The organism is Streptomyces sp. H39-C1 (assembly GCF_027158125.1).
In the GTDB taxonomy this organism is placed as follows: domain Bacteria; phylum Actinomycetota; class Actinomycetes; order Streptomycetales; family Streptomycetaceae; genus Actinacidiphila; species Actinacidiphila fildesensis.
Genome location: NZ_JAPVLS010000008.1, coordinates 127,488 through 142,393, shown reverse-complemented (window position 1 = coordinate 142,393; position 14,906 = coordinate 127,488). Strand labels below are relative to the sequence as shown.

The window sequence follows — 14,906 nt, the reverse complement described above, 5'->3', positions numbered from 1 at the left end:
TTTCATAGAAAAGGAGAGGGTCGGCACCCCCAGTCAGCCTAAACGGGGCGCCGTCAACATTTCTTCCTGTTGTGACACACCGAGCCTATAGCACGCGCATTCGATTTACGGAGGGCGGCTGCCATGTTCACCCGACCGAGTGACCGCGCTAGCGTCGTCCGTGCACCGTCGATCAAGCTGTCGAGCACGTTGTCGATCAGGAGGCCCTGTGTCCGTCCAACGACCCGACCCCGCCCGCGATGCGGCTGCCGTACAAGCAGCCACCGAACGGCTGATCGAGGCGGTCGCGGCGCTCCCCGCCACCGCGGTCGCCGAGCCCTCGCTGCTGCCCGGCTGGACCCGCGGCCACGTCCTGGCCCACCTCGCCCGCAACGCCGACTCGCTCGTCAACCTCCTCACCTGGGCGCGCACCGGCGAGGAGACCCCGCAGTACATCAGCACCGAGGTGCGCGACAAGGACATCGCCGACGGCGCCGGCCGCCCGCTCGCCGAGCACCTCGACGACCTGCGCACCTCCGCCGACCGCTTCGCGCTGGCCACCGGGGAGATCCCGCCGCAGGCCTGGGCCGCCCAGGTCCGGATGCGGTCCGGCAAGGTGATCGCCGCAGCCGAGATCCCGTGGCGGCGGCTCGTCGAGATCAACTTCCACCATGTGGATCTCGGCATCGGCTGCGGCTTCGACGATCTGCCGGCGGACTTCACCGGGCGGCAGCTCGATGCGCTCCTCGACGGCCTCTCCGGCCACGAGGGCGTCGCCGCCGTCCGGCTGCACGACACCGGCAGCGGATCCTCCTGGGATCTCGGCGCCGCCACCGAGCCGGAGCTCACCGTCAGCGGTACCGGCAACGCCCTGCTGGCCTGGGTCAGCGGCCGCGCCAAGGGCGACGGCCTGACCACCGTCCCGGACCACCCGCTGCCCGTCCTCCCACCGCTCATCTGACGCCATTGACCTGGGCGCCACTAACCTGGGCGGCATGCCCTATAACGGAGAAGTGAAGGTCGGCGGCGCGCCGGACGTGCACGAGCTCACCGACCTCATCATCACCAAGGTCGCGGTCGGCCCGATGAACAACAACGCGTACCTGCTGCGCTGCCGGGACTCCGGTGACCAACTGCTGATCGACGCGGCCGCCGAGCCCCGGACGCTGCTCGGCCTGATCGGTGACGACGGAATCGCCTCCGTCGTCACCACCCATCGGCACGGCGACCACTGGAGCGCCCTCGCCGAGGTCAAGGCCGCCACCGGCGCGCGCACCCATGCCGGGCGCTACGACGCGGAGGGCATCCCGGTACCCACCGACGTCCTGGTCGAGGACGGCGACATCGTCCGGGTCGGGCGCATCGAGCTGACCGCCCGCCACCTGGTCGGCCACACCCCCGGCAGCATCGCCCTCGTCTACGACGACCCGCACGGCCACCCGCACCTGTGGACCGGCGACTGCCTCTTCCCCGGCGGCGTCGGCAACACCCACGACGACCCGGAGGCCTTCACCCGCCTCCTGGGCGACGTGACCGCCAAGCTCTTCGACGCCCTTCCCGACGAGACCTGGGTCTACCCGGGCCACGGCAGCGACACCTCACTCGGCGCCGAGCGCCCCCACCTCGCGGAGTGGCGCGAGCGCGGCTGGTGACCGGGTGGGGGCGGCCCGGCAACGGGCCGGCCCCACGCCGACGGATCCGTCCTGAGTGCGTTGGCGCCACCCCTCAGGACCGACCGGCCGGAACCGCCCGGCCCCTCAGGACCAGTCCCACGCGATGCCCAGCAGGCCCGGCCGTACCGTCTCCTCCACGAAGTGGACGGTGCCGCGGCCGTTGAGGAGCAGTTCGGCGACCGCCTGCTGGGGGGCGCCCTGGGTGGGTTGTTCGAAGCGGCGGCAGCGGACCGGGAGGGTGGTCGGGGCGAAGGCGGCCTGGAGGACGTACTGGCCGCCTCCGAAGGGGAAGCCGCGGACGTACTCGCCGCTCGGCGGGCCGCTGCCGTCGTCGAAGCCGTAGCCGAGCAGGGCGGTGTCGCCGCCGCGCAGGCGGCCGTCGAAGAGCAGCTCGGCGACGACCACGCCGGACTCCTGGTGCCGTCTGACCCGTCCGACGCGGCAGTTGTCGGCCGCCCGCACCCGGACCCGCTCGACATCGCAGCCGGGGTCCCCGTGGTGGATGGCCACATAGCGGTCCACACCGTCACGGTGTGCGCGGACCACATGCTGTGAGTCGTGGGCGAGCAGCTCGCGTGCCTCCCCGATCCGCACCCGCTCGTAGTGCACGACGGTGTGGAGCCCGCCGTCCGCCGGGGAGCCGAGCTCCGCGAGCAGGGTCTCCAGGGCCGCGGCGGGTTCCATCAGGTACTGGTAGGAGCGGGCCGGCGGCCGGTCGGGGTTCGTGCGGGGGACGAGCAGCCGGCTCAGGGAGTTCGCGGGCAGTTCCAGGACGTCCTCCAACGCCCGGACGGCGCGCAGCGATTCGGCCCGCTCCGGTCTGCGGATGCCGCTCTGCCAGTAGCTGAGGCTGGTGACGGACACCCGCACGCCGCGCTGCGCGAGACGGTGCCGGACCCGTTCCAGGGCCAGACCGCGGGCGGCCACGGCGGTCCGCAGCGCGTGGTGGAAGGGTCCGGTGCGCAGCGCCTCGGACAATGCGGTTCTCTGCGACATCGCGCTCCTCCGGCCGCGCGGTCTGTGAACGTTCACCCACGTGGTGGCCGGTACGTCTCGCGGCACGCTGCTGACCTGCTGATCCGATCCCTGTGTTCACACCCGTACCGCGGGCGTTCACACCTGGCTCGCCCCCACATTGAAGCCCGTTGACCGGTCCCCGACAACACCCGATGCTCTGATCCAGCGTCCGGACGCGCTCCTCCACCCCCCACTTCCCGACAGGGAGGAACGCCATGCTCCATCCCCTCCGCATGCGGTTGCGCGGCCGCGGGCGCCTCGCGGCGGTCGTGCTCGCACTCGCCGCGACACTCGGCCTCGGCATCACCGGCACCCCCACAGCCGGCGCCGCACCTGCCGCCGCATCCCTCGCCGCACCCGCCGCCGCGACCAGCACCCTGGCCGGCGCGAAGCAGCTGAACATCACCATGCAGGCGCAGCAGAACACCAACTGGTGCTGGGCCGCGAGCGGCAACACCATCGCCACCTGGTTCGGCCGCTCCTACTCGCAGAACCAGTTCTGCAACGCGGCCTTCAACCGGGCCCAGGGCTCGACCTGCGGCAACTGGCAGGCGTCGCTGGACAACGTGCAGAACGCGCTGGACTGGGCCGGCATCAACCCCGGCAGCTACGTCACCGGCTATCTGCGCTACACCACCGTGCAGAGCGAGATCAGCGCCAACCGGCCGGTGGAGACCCGTATCGCGTGGAGCTCCGGCGGCGGGCACATGCATGTGCTCTACGGCTACGACACCGCCACCAACTTCGTCTACTGGGGAGACCCGTGGCCGTCCAACTACCGCTACAACTGGGCGGACTACTCGTACTACGTCAACAACAGCTCGTTCTCCTGGACCCATTCGCTCTACCGGATCGGAGCGTGAGGCGCCGATGAAGACGAGCACGACACACAAGATCGCGGCAGTCGCGGTTGCCGCCCTGGCGTCCGGCGGACTCACCCTGGCCGCCGTCCCCGTGGCGCACGCCGACGACACACCCGCCGCCTCCGCCGCCGCCCGCGAAGCCGCCGCGGCGCCGGCCACCCTCGACACGCTCTCCCGCTTCTTCGCCCGTGACGGCGTCACCGCACTGAAGGCCGCGGCGCCGCACCTCGAAGGCGCGACCGTCACTGTCAACACCCTCAACCCCGGCTTCGTCGCGGGCGACCGGGGCGCGGCCGTCGCGCTGCCGGAGTTCGCCGCCACCAAGGCGGTCTCCGCCGACGGGCACACCGCCTCCGTGTGGACGGTGCGCAGCGGGACCGGCTGGAAGGTGGTGAACATCGCCACCGGCAGCGACGAGACCGACTACGTCGCCAAGGGCGGTGCTCAGCCCGGTTCCACGGTCTTCCGGGAACCGCAGATCGACGCCTGGTACGTGGTGCGCGCGGGCAGGGTCCTGCCGCTCGATCCGGACGCGGTCAAGGCCGTCGGCGCCGCCGGCACCACGCTGGCCGGCTACCAGCAGCTCGTCCACCGAAGGTACGGGGACAAGCTGCCCGGCTCGGCGTACGACCGGGCGGGCCTGGGCGGCGGCTACGACACGGGGGCCGCTCCCGGAGCCGCTCCCGGGGCCATCGGTCCCGCCGCAGCTCCGGCCGTCGCTCCGGCTGTCGCAGCGGCCCCCGAGGCGCAGGCCGCCCGGGCCGGCGCGGCGGACGGGCACCTCGGGAAGGGCGCCCCGCTCGGCGCGGTCGGCGCCGGTCTGGCGCTGATCACCGCCTTCGCCTTCGGCGTACGCCGCCGCACCACGCGGCGTAGCTGAACCGTCATTCCCGGTCCCCGCGCGTGACCCGTGCCGGGACCGGGAATGTCACCGCCCGCCAGTAGGGTGGTGGCATGGCAGACCCCTCCAGTTACAGACCGAAGCCGGGTCAGATCCCCGACTCGCCGGGGGTCTACAAGTTCCGGGACGAGCACGGCCGGGTGATCTACGTCGGCAAGGCGAAGAGCCTGCGCCAGCGGCTCTCCTCGTACTTCCAGGACATCGCCAACCTGCACCAGCGCACCGCCACCATGGTGACGACCGCCGCGTCCGTCGAGTGGACCGTGGTCGGCACCGAGGTCGAGGCGCTGCAGCTGGAGTACTCCTGGATCAAGGAGTTCGACCCCCGGTTCAACGTCAAGTACCGGGACGACAAGAGCTATCCCTCGCTGGCCGTCACCATGGGTGAGGAGTTCCCCCGGGTGCAGGTGATGCGCGGGCCCAAGAAGAAGGGCGTGCGGTACTTCGGGCCGTACGCCCACGCCTGGGCGATCCGCGAGACCGTGGACCTGATGCTGCGGGTCTTCCCCGTGCGGACCTGCTCCGCAGGGGTGTTCAAGCGGTCCGCGCAGATCGGCCGGCCCTGCCTGCTCGGCTACATCGGCAAGTGCGCCGCGCCCTGCGTCGGCCGCGTCACTCCGGACGAGCACCGCGAACTCGCCGAGGAGTTCTGCGACTTCATGGCCGGCCGCACCGGCACGTATCTGCGCCGCCTGGAGCAGCAGATGCGGGAGGCGGCCGGCGAGATGGAGTACGAGAGGGCCGCCAGGCTGCGTGACGACATAGAAGCGCTCAAGCGGGCCCTGGAGAAGAACGCGGTGGTGTTCAACGACGCCACCGACGCCGACCTGATCGCGGTCGCCGAGGACGAGCTGGAGGCGGCCGTCCAGATCTTCCACGTCCGCGCCGGCCGGGTACGGGGCCAGCGCGGCTGGGTCACCGACAAGGTCGAGGCGGTCGACACCGCCGGCCTCGTCGAGCACGCCCTGCAGCAGCTCTACGGTGACGAGAAGGGCGAGGGCGTCCCCAAGGAGGTGCTGGTCCCGGCCATGCCGCAGACCGCCGAGGCGCTCACCCAGTGGCTCGGCGAGCGGCGCGGTTCGCAGGTCAGCCTGCGGGTCCCGCAGCGCGGCGACAAGAAGGACCTGATGGTCACCGTGCAGCGCAACGCGCAGCAGGCGCTGGCGCTGCACAAGACCAAGCGCGCCTCGGACCTGACCACCCGCTCCCGGGCCCTGGAGGAGATCTCCGTGGCGCTGGAGCTGGAGACGGCCCCGCTGCGGATCGAGTGCTTCGACATCTCGCACCTCCAGGGTGACGACGTGGTCGCCTCGATGGTGGTCTTCGAGGACGGCCTGGCCCGCAAGAGCGAGTACCGCCGTTTCCAGATCAAGTCCTTCGAGGGCCAGGACGACGTCCGGTCGATGCACGAGGTGATCTCCCGGCGCTTCCGACGCTATCTGCAGGAGAAGCAGAAGACGGGCGAGTGGGACGTCGGCGCGGCCGGCGGCGAGGTCGGCGCCGAGGGTGGCGAGGCCGGCGAGGCGGTGGGCGGGCCCATCGACCCCGAGACCGGCCGGCCGCGCAAGTTCGCGTACCCGCCGCAGCTCGTCGTCGTCGACGGCGGGCAGCCGCAGGTCGCGGCCGCCCAGCGGGCGCTCGCGGAGCTGGGCATCGAGGACGTGGCCGTCTGCGGCCTCGCCAAGCGCCTGGAAGAGGTCTGGCTGCCGGACGACGACGACCCGGTGATCCTGCCCCGCACGAGCGAGGGCCTGTACCTGTTGCAGCGGATCCGGGACGAGGCACACCGCTTCGCGATCTCGTACCAGCGCACCAAACGATCGAAATCGATGAAGGCGGGCGCCCTGGACGCGGTGCCGGGCCTCGGCGAGACGCGCCGCCAGGCGCTGCTCAAGCATTTCGGCTCCCTCAAGCGGCTGCGGGCCGCCACGGTGGAGCAGATCTGCGAGGTGCCCGGCATCGGCCGCCGCACGGCCGAGACGGTCGCCGCGGCCCTGGCCGCAGCCGCGCCCGCCGTTCCCGCGGTGAACACCGCCACGGGAGAGATCATTGAGGATGAGTAGACGGCCGCACCCGGGGGCCGCCTCAGTGGAACGGGGGAGACAGCGATGACAGAGAACGACGGAGACGGAGCAACCGTGACGACCGGTGGAGCGGGTGAGGCCGCCGAGGCCATCCCCGAACTGGTGATCATCTCCGGCATGTCCGGAGCCGGCCGCAGCACCGCGGCCAAGTGCCTCGAGGACCTCGGCTGGTTCGTCGTGGACAACCTGCCGCCCGCCCTGATCCCCACCATGGTGGACCTCGGCGCGCGCTCGCAGGGCAATGTGGCGCGGATCGCGGTCGTCGTGGACGTCCGCGGCCGCCGCTTCTTCGACAATCTGCGGGAGTCGCTGGCCGACCTCGACACCAAGGGCGTCAAGCGCCGCGTGGTGTTCCTGGAGGCCTCAGACGACCTTCTGGTGCGCCGCTTCGAGTCCGTCCGCCGCCCGCACCCGCTGCAGGGCGACGGCCGGATCGTGGACGGCATCGCCAAGGAGCGCGATCTGCTGCGCGAGCTGCGCGGCGAGGCCGACCTGGTGATCGACACCTCCAGCCTGAACGTGCACGAGCTGCGATCGAAGATGGACGCCCAGTTCGCGGGCGACGGGGAGCCCGAGCTGCGGGCGACCGTCATGTCCTTCGGCTTCAAGTACGGGCTCCCGGTCGACGCGGACCTGGTGGTCGACTGCCGCTTCATCCCGAACCCGCACTGGGTCCCGGAGCTGCGCCCGTACACCGGGCTGAACGACGAGGTCGCCCAGTACGTCTTCAACCAGCCCGGCGCCAAGGAGTTCCTGGACCGGTACGCCGAGCTGCTGCACATCATCGCCGCCGGCTACCGCCGGGAGGGCAAGCGGTACGTGACGATCGCCGTCGGCTGCACCGGCGGCAAGCACCGCAGCGTCGCGATGTCCGAGCGGCTCGCCGCGCGGCTCTCCTCGGACGGGGTGGAGACCGTCATCGTCCACCGGGACATGGGGCGCGAGTGATCCGGACGGCACGGCGCCTGCGTCGCACGAGCCGTCGCTCCGGAGTACCGCCGAAAGTGGTCGCCCTGGGCGGCGGCCACGGCCTGTCCGCGTCGCTGAGCGCCCTGCGCCGGATCACCGGCGACCTGACCGCCGTCGTCACCGTCGCCGACGACGGCGGTTCCAGCGGCCGGCTGCGCGAGGAGATGGGCGTCCTGCCCCCCGGTGACCTGCGCAAGGCGCTGGCCGCGCTGTGCGGGGACGACGAGTGGGGGCGGACCTGGGCGCAGGTGATCCAGCACCGCTTCGTCAGCAAGGGCGATCTGCACGGACACGCCGTAGGCAATCTGCTGATTGTCGCCCTCTGGGAGCAGCTCAACGACGAGGTCGCGGCACTCGAATGGGTCGGCCGGCTGCTGGGTGCGCACGGCCGGGTGCTGCCCATGTCCGCGGTGCCGCTGGACCTCCATGCGAGCGTCCGCGGGCACGACCCCGCGGCGCCCGACGAGACCACCACGGTGCGGGGCCAGGCAACGGTCGCCCTCACCCCCGGTGACGTGCAGGAAGTGTGGCTGCAGCCGGCCGATCCGCCGGCCGTTCCGGAGGCCGTCCAGGCGGTCCTGGACGCCGACTGGGTGGTCCTCGGACCGGGGTCCTGGTTCTCCTCGGTGATCCCGCATCTGCTGGTCCCGGAGCTGGCCGACGCACTGGTGAACACCCGGGCCCGCAAGGTCCTCACACTGAACCTCGCACCCCAGCCGGGGGAAACCGACGGCTTTTCTCCGCAGCGTCACTTGGAGGTTTTGGCCCGACACGCCCCTAAACTCACCATCGACGTGGTGTTGGCCGACGAGGCCGCCGTGCCCGACCGCGACAGCCTGGTCAAGGCTGCCGAAGGGTTGGGCGGCACGGTCGAGCTGGCGCGGATAGCGGCCCCCGACGGGCCGCGGCACGATCCGGAGCTGCTGGCCACCGCGTATGACCGGATTTTTCGTATGCGTGGAAGGATCGGCCCATGGCGATGACGCCAGCGGTGAAGGATGAGATCTCCCGGCTCCCCGTCACCCGGACCTGCTGCCGGAAGGCGGAGGTCTCGTCGATCCTGCGGTTCGCGGGCGGTCTGCACCTGGTGAGCGGCCGCATCGTGATCGAGGCGGAGCTGGACACCGGGATCGCGGCCCGGCGGCTGCGGAAGGACATCCTGGAGATCTTCGGCCACTCCTCCGACCTGGTGGTGATGGCCCCCGGCGGGCTGCGCCGCGGCAGCCGGTACGTGGTCAGGGTGGTCGCCGGCGGTGACCAGCTGGCACGGCAGACCGGTCTGGTGGACGGCCGCGGCCGTCCCATCCGGGGCCTGCCCCCGCAGGTCGTCTCCGGTGCCACCTGCGACGCCGAGGCGGCCTGGCGCGGCGCCTTCCTGGCCCACGGCTCGCTCACCGAGCCGGGCCGCTCCTCGTCGCTGGAGGTCACCTGCCCCGGCCCCGAGGCGGCGCTGGCCCTGGTCGGCGCGGCCCGCAGGCTGCAGATCCCGGCCAAGGCCCGCGAGGTGCGCAACGTCGACCGGGTCGTCGTACGGGACGGCGACGCGATCGGCGCGCTGCTGACCCGGCTCGGCGCCCATGACTCCGTCCTGGCCTGGGAGGAGCGCCGGATGCGCCGCGAGGTCCGGGCCACCGCGAACCGGCTGGCGAACTTCGACGACGCGAACCTGCGCCGTTCCGCGCGGGCCGCGGTCGCGGCCGGCGCCCGGGTGCAGCGCGCCCTGGAGATCCTCGGCGAGGAGGTCCCCGAGCACCTCGCGGCGGCCGGCCGGCTGCGGATCGAGCACAAGCAGGCGTCGCTGGAGGAGCTGGGCTCGCTCGCCGAGCCGCCGCTGACCAAGGACGCGGTCGCCGGCCGTATCCGCCGGCTGCTGGCCATGGCCGACAAGCGCGCCTCCGACATGGGGATGCCCGGCACCGAGGCGAACCTCACCGAGGAAATGGTCGGCTGACTCCGCCGCTGTTCACCCACCGCACGCCCCGGTGTTCCGCACAGGACACCGGGGCGCGGTGCGTCCGGGTGCGGCCGGCGCCGCGGACCCCACGCGGAGCTCAACCGCCGTGCGGACGTGGCCCGGTGGCGGCGCCGAACGGTTTGTTGAATTGCGGGCCGGGCCGTCTCAGCATCCGGAGCCGCTACGGACGGCTTCCACGGTGACACTCCGTGACAGGTGGGGTGAACTGGGAAAACGGCCGCTGAGCGGGCGCTCAGAGCCCGTCCGGGCGCTGTCGATGTCACTGGGAACACGTGGGCGAGGTAGGGTCGTGGGTGGTCGGGGACATCCCATATTTCGCAGCCGGAGTGTATTCCGGCACATCAGCGAGGAGATCGGTTCGTGACGATCCGGGTAGGCATCAACGGCTTCGGTCGTATTGGTCGCAACTTCTTCCGTGCCGTGCTTGAGCAGGGCGCGGACATCGAGATCGTCGGTGTCAACGACCTGACCGACAACGCGACCCTGGTGCACCTTCTTAAGTACGACAGCATCCTGGGCCGTCTCAAGGCCGAGGTCACGCACACCGACAACACCATCACCGTCGGCGGCAAGACCTTCAAGACGATGGCGGAGCGGGACCCGGCGAACCTGCCGTGGGCCGAGCTCGGCGCGGACATCGTCATCGAGTCCACGGGCTTCTTCACCAAGCGCGACGACGCCGCCAAGCACCTCGCGGCCGGCGCGAAGAAGGTCCTCATCTCGGCTCCGGCCAAGGACGAGGACATCACCGTGGTCATGGGCGTCAACCACGAGAAATACGACGCGGCGAAGCACAACATCATCTCCAACGCCTCGTGCACCACGAACTGTGTGGCGCCGATGGCGAAGGTGCTCCTGGAGAACTTCGGCATCGTCAAGGGCATGATGACCACGGTCCACGCCTACACGAACGACCAGAAGATCCTGGACTTCCCGCACAGCGACCTGCGCCGTGCGCGGGCCGCCGCGATCAACATCATCCCGACCTCCACGGGTGCCGCCAAGGCCACCGCGCTGGTCATCCCCGAGCTCAAGGGCAAGCTGGACGGCACCTCGCTGCGCGTCCCGGTCCCGACCGGCTCGATCACCGACCTCGTGGTGACCGTCGAGCGCGACGTCACCAAGGAAGAGGTCAACGCGGCCTTCCAGAAGGCGGCCGAGGGCCAGCTCAAGGGCATCCTCGAGTACACCGAGGACCTCATCGTCTCCACGGACATCGTCAACGAGCCGGCCTCGTGCACGTTCGACTCGCAGATGACCATGGTCCAGGGCGACCAGGTCAAGATCTTCGGCTGGTACGACAACGAGTGGGGCTACTCCAACCGCCTGGTGGACCTGACCACCTTCGTCGGCGGCCAGCTCTGAGTCACGGCCTAGCCACGCAGATGTGAGTGACAGGGCTCGGCCGACGCGATGACGCGTCGGCCGGGCCCTGTCCCTTGTCGACCACGAGGAGCCCACCGGATATGAAGACGATCGACGACCTCCTGAACGAGGGACAGGTCGCGGGCAAGCGGGTGTTCGTCCGCGCCGACCTGAACGTGCCGCTCTCCGGCGCCACCATCACCGACGACGGCCGGATCCGTGCCGCCGTCCCGACCATCACCAAGCTCGTCGCCGCGGGCGCGAAGGTGATCGTCGCCTCACACCTGGGCCGCCCCAAGGGCGAGCCCGACCCGCAGTTCTCGCTCGCACCGGTCGCCGTACGCCTCGGCGAACTGCTCGGCACGGAGGTCGCGTTCGCGGCCGACACCGTCGGGGACAGCGCGCAGGCGGCCGTCGCCGGACTGGCCGACGGCGGCGTGGTGCTGCTGGAGAACCTGCGGTTCAACGCGGGCGAGACCGCGAAGGACGATGCCGAGCGCGGCGCCTTCGCCGACCGCCTGGCATCGCTCGCGGACGTCTACGTCGGTGACGGCTTCGGCGCCGTGCACCGCAAGCACGCCTCCGTGTTCGACCTCCCGGCGCGCCTCCCGCACTTCGCGGGCGGCCTGATCGCCACCGAGGTCGACGTACTGAAGAAGCTCACCTCCGAGGTGAAGCGGCCGTACGCGGTCGTGCTCGGCGGGGCGAAGGTCTCCGACAAGCTCGGTGTCATCGACCACCTGCTGGAGAAGGCCGACCGGATCCTGATCGGCGGCGGCATGGTCTTCACCTTCCTCAAGGCCCAGGGCCACGAGGTGGGCAGGAGCATGCTCCAGGAGGACCAGATCCCGGTCGTCCAGGAGTACCTCAAGCGCGCCGAGGCCAAGGGCGTGGAGTTCGTGCTGCCGGTCGACGTCGTCGCCGCGGGCGCCTTCCCCGACCTCAAGGCGCAGGCGCCGACCAACCCGGTGACCGTCGACGTCGACGCCATCCCGGCCGACGTGATGGGCCTGGACATCGGTCCGAAGTCCGGTGCGCTCTTCGCCTCGAAGCTCGCCGACGCGGCCACCGTGTTCTGGAACGGCCCGATGGGTGTCTTCGAGCACCCGGACTACGCCGAGGGCACCCGCGCGGTCGCCCAGGCCCTGATCGACAGCCCAGCGTTCACCGTGGTCGGCGGCGGTGACTCGGCCGCGGCCGTGCGCATCCTCGGCTTCGACGAGAACGCTTTCGGCCACATCTCGACCGGTGGCGGCGCGAGCCTCGAATACCTCGAGGGCAAGACGCTCCCCGGCCTCGCCGCACTGGAGGACTGACCCAGCATGAGCACCCGTACCCCGCTGATGGCCGGCAACTGGAAGATGAACCTCAACCACCTCGAGGCCATCGCGCACGTCCAGAAGCTCGCCTTCGCGCTCACCGACAAGGACTACGACGCCGTCGAGGTCGCCGTCCTGCCGCCCTACATCGACCTGCGTTCGGTACAGACCCTGGTCGACGGCGACAAGCTGAAGATCAAGTACGGCGCCCAGGACCTCTCCGCGCACGATTCCGGCGCGTACACCGGTGAGATCTCCGGATCGATGCTGGCCAAGCTGAAGTGCACGTTCGTGGCCATCGGCCACAGCGAGCGACGCCAGTACCACGGTGAGGACGAGGAACTCGTCAACGCCAAGATCAAGGCCGCGTACAAGCACGGGCTGACGCCGATCCTGTGCGTCGGTGAGGGACTGGACGTCCGCAAGGCCGGTCAGCAGGTCCCGCACACCCTCGCTCAGCTCGACGGCGCGCTGCAGGACATCCCGGCCGAGCAGGCCGAGACGATCGTCGTCGCGTACGAGCCCGTGTGGGCGATCGGCACCGGCGAGGTCGCCACCCCCGAGGACGCGCAGGAGGTCTGCGGTGCCATCCGCGGCCGCCTCGCCGAGCTGTACAGCCAGGAGCTGGCCGAAAAGGTCCGTATCCAGTACGGCGGCTCGGTCAAGTCCGGAAACGTCGCGGCGATCATGGCGCAGCCGGACGTGGACGGCGCCCTGATCGGTGGCGCGGCGCTCGACGCGGAGGAGTTCGTCAAGATCGTCCGCTTCCGCGACCAGTAGGACCAGCAGGCGGTGGGCCTAGCAGGCCCGCACGAAGTACCCTGTCGGGGCCGGACCGGCGCACTGGCGCCCGGTTCGGCCCTGCGCCGTCCATTTGTAGTCGAGAGAGTTGGTCCAGCCGTGGTAGTCGGGTTCTCCATCGCCCTCATCATCTTCAGCCTGCTGCTTCTGCTGCTGGTGCTGATGCACAAGGGGAAGGGCGGCGGCCTCTCGGACATGTTCGGTGGTGGCATGCAGTCCTCCGTCGGCGGCTCCTCGGTGGCCGAGCGCAACCTCGACCGGATCACCGTGGTGATCGGTCTGTTGTGGTTTACGTGCATTGTCGTACTTGGTCTGGTGCTCAAGTTCCAGAAGTAGCGCCCGCGGCGTACTCCCGTGAGTCCAGGGAGAACTGACGCCTCGTCGCAAACGCGGCTTATCATGGGAGGGCGTCCTACGGGGCCGGGTACACCACCTGCCACTGGACGGCACGTAAGGTCTCCGTAAACTGGGCGACCTCGCAGCACCATCACGCAGGGAGTTACGACCGTGGCAAGTGGCAACGCGATCCGTGGCAGTCGGGTCGGAGCGGGGCCGATGGGAGAGGCCGAGCGCGGCGAGTCCGCGCCACGCCTCCGCATCTCCTTCTGGTGCTCGAACGGGCACGAGACCCAGCCGAGTTTCGCCAGCGACGCGCAGATCCCGGAGTCCTGGGACTGCCCGCGCTGTGGTTTCCCGGCCGGGCAGGACGAGGAGAACCCGCCGGCGCCGCCGCGGACCGAGCCGTACAAGACGCACCTGGCCTATGTGCGGGAGCGGCGCAGCGCGGCCGACGGCGAGGCGATCCTCGCCGAGGCCCTCGCGAAGCTCCGCGGCGAGATCTGAGAGGTCTTCTCGCGTACGGCACGCGGATATCGCCCCTGTTCGCCGGGCGGGCCCGACCATGGCCTCAGTCGTGGGCCGAGCTGGACCTTTCCAGCTCGCCCCACGACTGAGGCCGGGGGTCACCCGGCGAACGGGGGTATTTTTCTCCCCTCTGCCGGTCCCGGGCGGCCGTCCGTGCCGGTGGTCGTGCCGGGTCAGCGGCGGCGGGCGCGGGCGGTGTGGCTGTCGGCGATGTGGGCGGTCAGCGCGACTGCCGCGGTGGCCCGCTCGTAGGTGAGCTGGGCGACCCGGGCCGACAGGCAGTCGATGATCAGCAGGACGGAGTGCCGGGTGCCGTAGCCGCCGCGCCGGAAGCTGGTCTCCGCCGAGGCCGAGGTGAGCCGGATGTCGGCGGCCTGGGCGATCGGCGAGCGCGGATCGCTGGTGACGGCCACCGTCGTCGCGCCGCGCTCCGCGGCCAGCCGCAGCGGGTCCAGGGCCTCGCGCGTCGTGCCGGAGTGCGAGATCGCCACGGCCACGTCGGAGGGCGTCAGCAGTGCCGCGGAGGTCTCCGCCGCGTGCACCTCGGTCCAGCCGCGGGCGGCGCAGCCGATGCCGAACAGCCGGGCCTCGGCCTCCCGCGCGGCGATCCCGGAGCCGCCGACCCCGTACACATCGATCCGGCGGGCCTTGGCGAGCGCCTGGGCGGCCCGTTCCAGGCTCTCCCGGTCCAGCTTGTCGACGGTGTGCCGCAGGGCCCGCAGATCGGCCTGGGCGACCACCGCGACGACATGGTCGAGATCGTCGTCGGGCCCGATGTCCGGGCCCAGCACCGGACTGAGCGGCCCCTCGCCGTCGCCGCCCTGGCTGCGGCCCTGCTCCTGCGCCAGCTCGATCAGCAGATGCTGGTAGGAGTCCAGGCCCAGCGCATGGCAGAAACGCGTGACGGTGGCCTGCGACGTGCCCGTACGGCGGCCCAGTTCGGCCGCGGAGCCACGGGTGGCCGCCACCGGATCCGCCAGCACCAGCTCGCCCACCTTGCGCAAGGAATCGGACATGCGGGGGAGTTCGGAGCGGATCAGGGCGATGACCATGACGACTCGTCTCGGCTGGGGTCTTGTCGGTCAGTGAATCTATC

The 14,906-nt window shown here is 70.9% G+C and carries 15 protein-coding genes; 13 read left to right on the top strand and 2 right to left on the bottom strand.

All coding sequences use genetic code 11. The features are described from left to right. The first annotated feature begins 208 nt into the window (after positions 1 to 208). On the top strand, positions 209 to 940 hold the full coding sequence (locus O3W51_RS08105; RefSeq protein WP_138356320.1) for a maleylpyruvate isomerase family mycothiol-dependent enzyme: 732 nt from the start codon (positions 209 to 211) through the stop codon (positions 938 to 940). Between the two features lie 34 nt (positions 941 to 974). After that, complete coding sequence (locus O3W51_RS08100; RefSeq protein ID WP_138356321.1) at positions 975 to 1,631, top strand: MBL fold metallo-hydrolase; 657 nt, start codon at positions 975 to 977, stop codon at positions 1,629 to 1,631. A 105-nt stretch (positions 1,632 to 1,736) separates the two neighbouring features. Here O3W51_RS08100 and O3W51_RS08095 read toward each other — a convergent pair whose 3' ends face one another. Continuing rightward, positions 1,737 to 2,648, bottom strand: coding sequence for a hypothetical protein (locus O3W51_RS08095; protein ID WP_138356322.1), 912 nt, complete (start codon positions 2,646 to 2,648; stop codon positions 1,737 to 1,739). 236 nt (positions 2,649 to 2,884) lie between these two features. Between O3W51_RS08095 and O3W51_RS08090 the strand changes: the two genes are divergently transcribed. The 11 genes from O3W51_RS08090 (at position 2,885) to O3W51_RS08040 (ending at position 13,789) form a co-directional block, all read left to right on the top strand. Next, complete coding sequence (locus O3W51_RS08090; RefSeq protein ID WP_138356323.1) at positions 2,885 to 3,532, top strand: papain-like cysteine protease family protein; 648 nt, start codon at positions 2,885 to 2,887, stop codon at positions 3,530 to 3,532. Positions 3,533 to 3,539: 7 nt separating this feature from the next. Continuing rightward, the gene (locus O3W51_RS08085; protein ID WP_138356324.1) at positions 3,540 to 4,412 is read left to right on the top strand and encodes a hypothetical protein; all 873 of its coding nucleotides are present in this window, start codon (positions 3,540 to 3,542) and stop codon (positions 4,410 to 4,412) included. 74 nt (positions 4,413 to 4,486) lie between these two features. Further along, positions 4,487 to 6,496, top strand: a complete 2,010-nt coding sequence (gene uvrC, locus O3W51_RS08080; protein WP_138356325.1) for an excinuclease ABC subunit UvrC — start codon at positions 4,487 to 4,489, stop codon at positions 6,494 to 6,496. A gap of 45 nt (positions 6,497 to 6,541) precedes the next feature. Further along, complete coding sequence (gene rapZ, locus O3W51_RS08075) at positions 6,542 to 7,465, top strand: RNase adapter RapZ (RefSeq protein ID WP_138356326.1); 924 nt, start codon at positions 6,542 to 6,544, stop codon at positions 7,463 to 7,465. Beyond that, a complete protein-coding gene (locus O3W51_RS08070) occupies positions 7,462 to 8,469 on the top strand; it encodes a gluconeogenesis factor YvcK family protein (RefSeq protein WP_381587700.1) in 1,008 nt (335 codons plus the stop codon). Before rapZ ends, O3W51_RS08070 begins: the two co-directional genes overlap by 4 nt. Beyond that, on the top strand, positions 8,460 to 9,437 hold the full coding sequence (gene whiA / locus O3W51_RS08065) for a DNA-binding protein WhiA (RefSeq protein WP_138356327.1): 978 nt from the start codon (positions 8,460 to 8,462) through the stop codon (positions 9,435 to 9,437). The genes O3W51_RS08070 and whiA overlap by 10 nt, the downstream gene beginning before the upstream one ends. A gap of 384 nt (positions 9,438 to 9,821) precedes the next feature. Beyond that, positions 9,822 to 10,826: a type I glyceraldehyde-3-phosphate dehydrogenase gene (gene gap / locus O3W51_RS08060; protein ID WP_138356328.1), complete on the top strand. Its 1,005-nt coding sequence runs from the start codon at positions 9,822 to 9,824 to the stop codon at positions 10,824 to 10,826. Between the two features lie 101 nt (positions 10,827 to 10,927). Beyond that, on the top strand, positions 10,928 to 12,142 hold the full coding sequence (locus tag O3W51_RS08055; RefSeq protein WP_138356329.1) for a phosphoglycerate kinase: 1,215 nt from the start codon (positions 10,928 to 10,930) through the stop codon (positions 12,140 to 12,142). Between the two features lie 6 nt (positions 12,143 to 12,148). Beyond that, positions 12,149 to 12,925: a triose-phosphate isomerase gene (tpiA, locus tag O3W51_RS08050; RefSeq protein ID WP_138356330.1), complete on the top strand. Its 777-nt coding sequence runs from the start codon at positions 12,149 to 12,151 to the stop codon at positions 12,923 to 12,925. Positions 12,926 to 13,045: 120 nt separating this feature from the next. Next, positions 13,046 to 13,282, top strand: coding sequence for a preprotein translocase subunit SecG (secG, locus tag O3W51_RS08045; RefSeq protein WP_138356331.1), 237 nt, complete (start codon positions 13,046 to 13,048; stop codon positions 13,280 to 13,282). Positions 13,283 to 13,453: 171 nt separating this feature from the next. Continuing rightward, positions 13,454 to 13,789: an RNA polymerase-binding protein RbpA gene (locus tag O3W51_RS08040; protein ID WP_138356332.1), complete on the top strand. Its 336-nt coding sequence runs from the start codon at positions 13,454 to 13,456 to the stop codon at positions 13,787 to 13,789. 194 nt (positions 13,790 to 13,983) lie between these two features. Here the strand turns inward: O3W51_RS08040 and O3W51_RS08035 are convergent, their stop codons facing one another. Then, positions 13,984 to 14,862 carry a MurR/RpiR family transcriptional regulator gene (locus O3W51_RS08035; RefSeq protein WP_138356333.1) on the bottom strand — a complete coding sequence of 293 codons (879 nt, stop codon included), beginning with the start codon at positions 14,860 to 14,862 and terminating at the stop codon, positions 13,984 to 13,986. Between the last annotated feature and the right edge of the window lie 44 nt (positions 14,863 to 14,906).

What these genes read in the sequence shown, in the direction of transcription:
- tpiA (WP_138356330.1), top strand. Translation starts at nt 12,149, where the DNA reads ATGAGCACCCGTACCCCGCTGATGGCCGGCAACTGGAAGATGAACCTC.
- O3W51_RS08035 (WP_138356333.1), bottom strand. Translation starts at nt 14,862, where the DNA reads ATGGTCATCGCCCTGATCCGCTCCGAACTCCCCCGCATGTCCGATTCC.
- O3W51_RS08090 (WP_138356323.1), top strand. Translation starts at nt 2,885, where the DNA reads ATGCTCCATCCCCTCCGCATGCGGTTGCGCGGCCGCGGGCGCCTCGCG.
- O3W51_RS08085 (WP_138356324.1), top strand. Translation starts at nt 3,540, where the DNA reads ATGAAGACGAGCACGACACACAAGATCGCGGCAGTCGCGGTTGCCGCC.
- O3W51_RS08055 (WP_138356329.1), top strand. Translation starts at nt 10,928, where the DNA reads ATGAAGACGATCGACGACCTCCTGAACGAGGGACAGGTCGCGGGCAAG.
- rapZ (WP_138356326.1), top strand. Translation starts at nt 6,542, where the DNA reads ATGACAGAGAACGACGGAGACGGAGCAACCGTGACGACCGGTGGAGCG.
- O3W51_RS08095 (WP_138356322.1), bottom strand. Translation starts at nt 2,648, where the DNA reads ATGTCGCAGAGAACCGCATTGTCCGAGGCGCTGCGCACCGGACCCTTC.
- whiA (WP_138356327.1), top strand. Translation starts at nt 8,460, where the DNA reads ATGGCGATGACGCCAGCGGTGAAGGATGAGATCTCCCGGCTCCCCGTC.
- uvrC (WP_138356325.1), top strand. Translation starts at nt 4,487, where the DNA reads ATGGCAGACCCCTCCAGTTACAGACCGAAGCCGGGTCAGATCCCCGAC.
- O3W51_RS08100 (WP_138356321.1), top strand. Translation starts at nt 975, where the DNA reads ATGCCCTATAACGGAGAAGTGAAGGTCGGCGGCGCGCCGGACGTGCAC.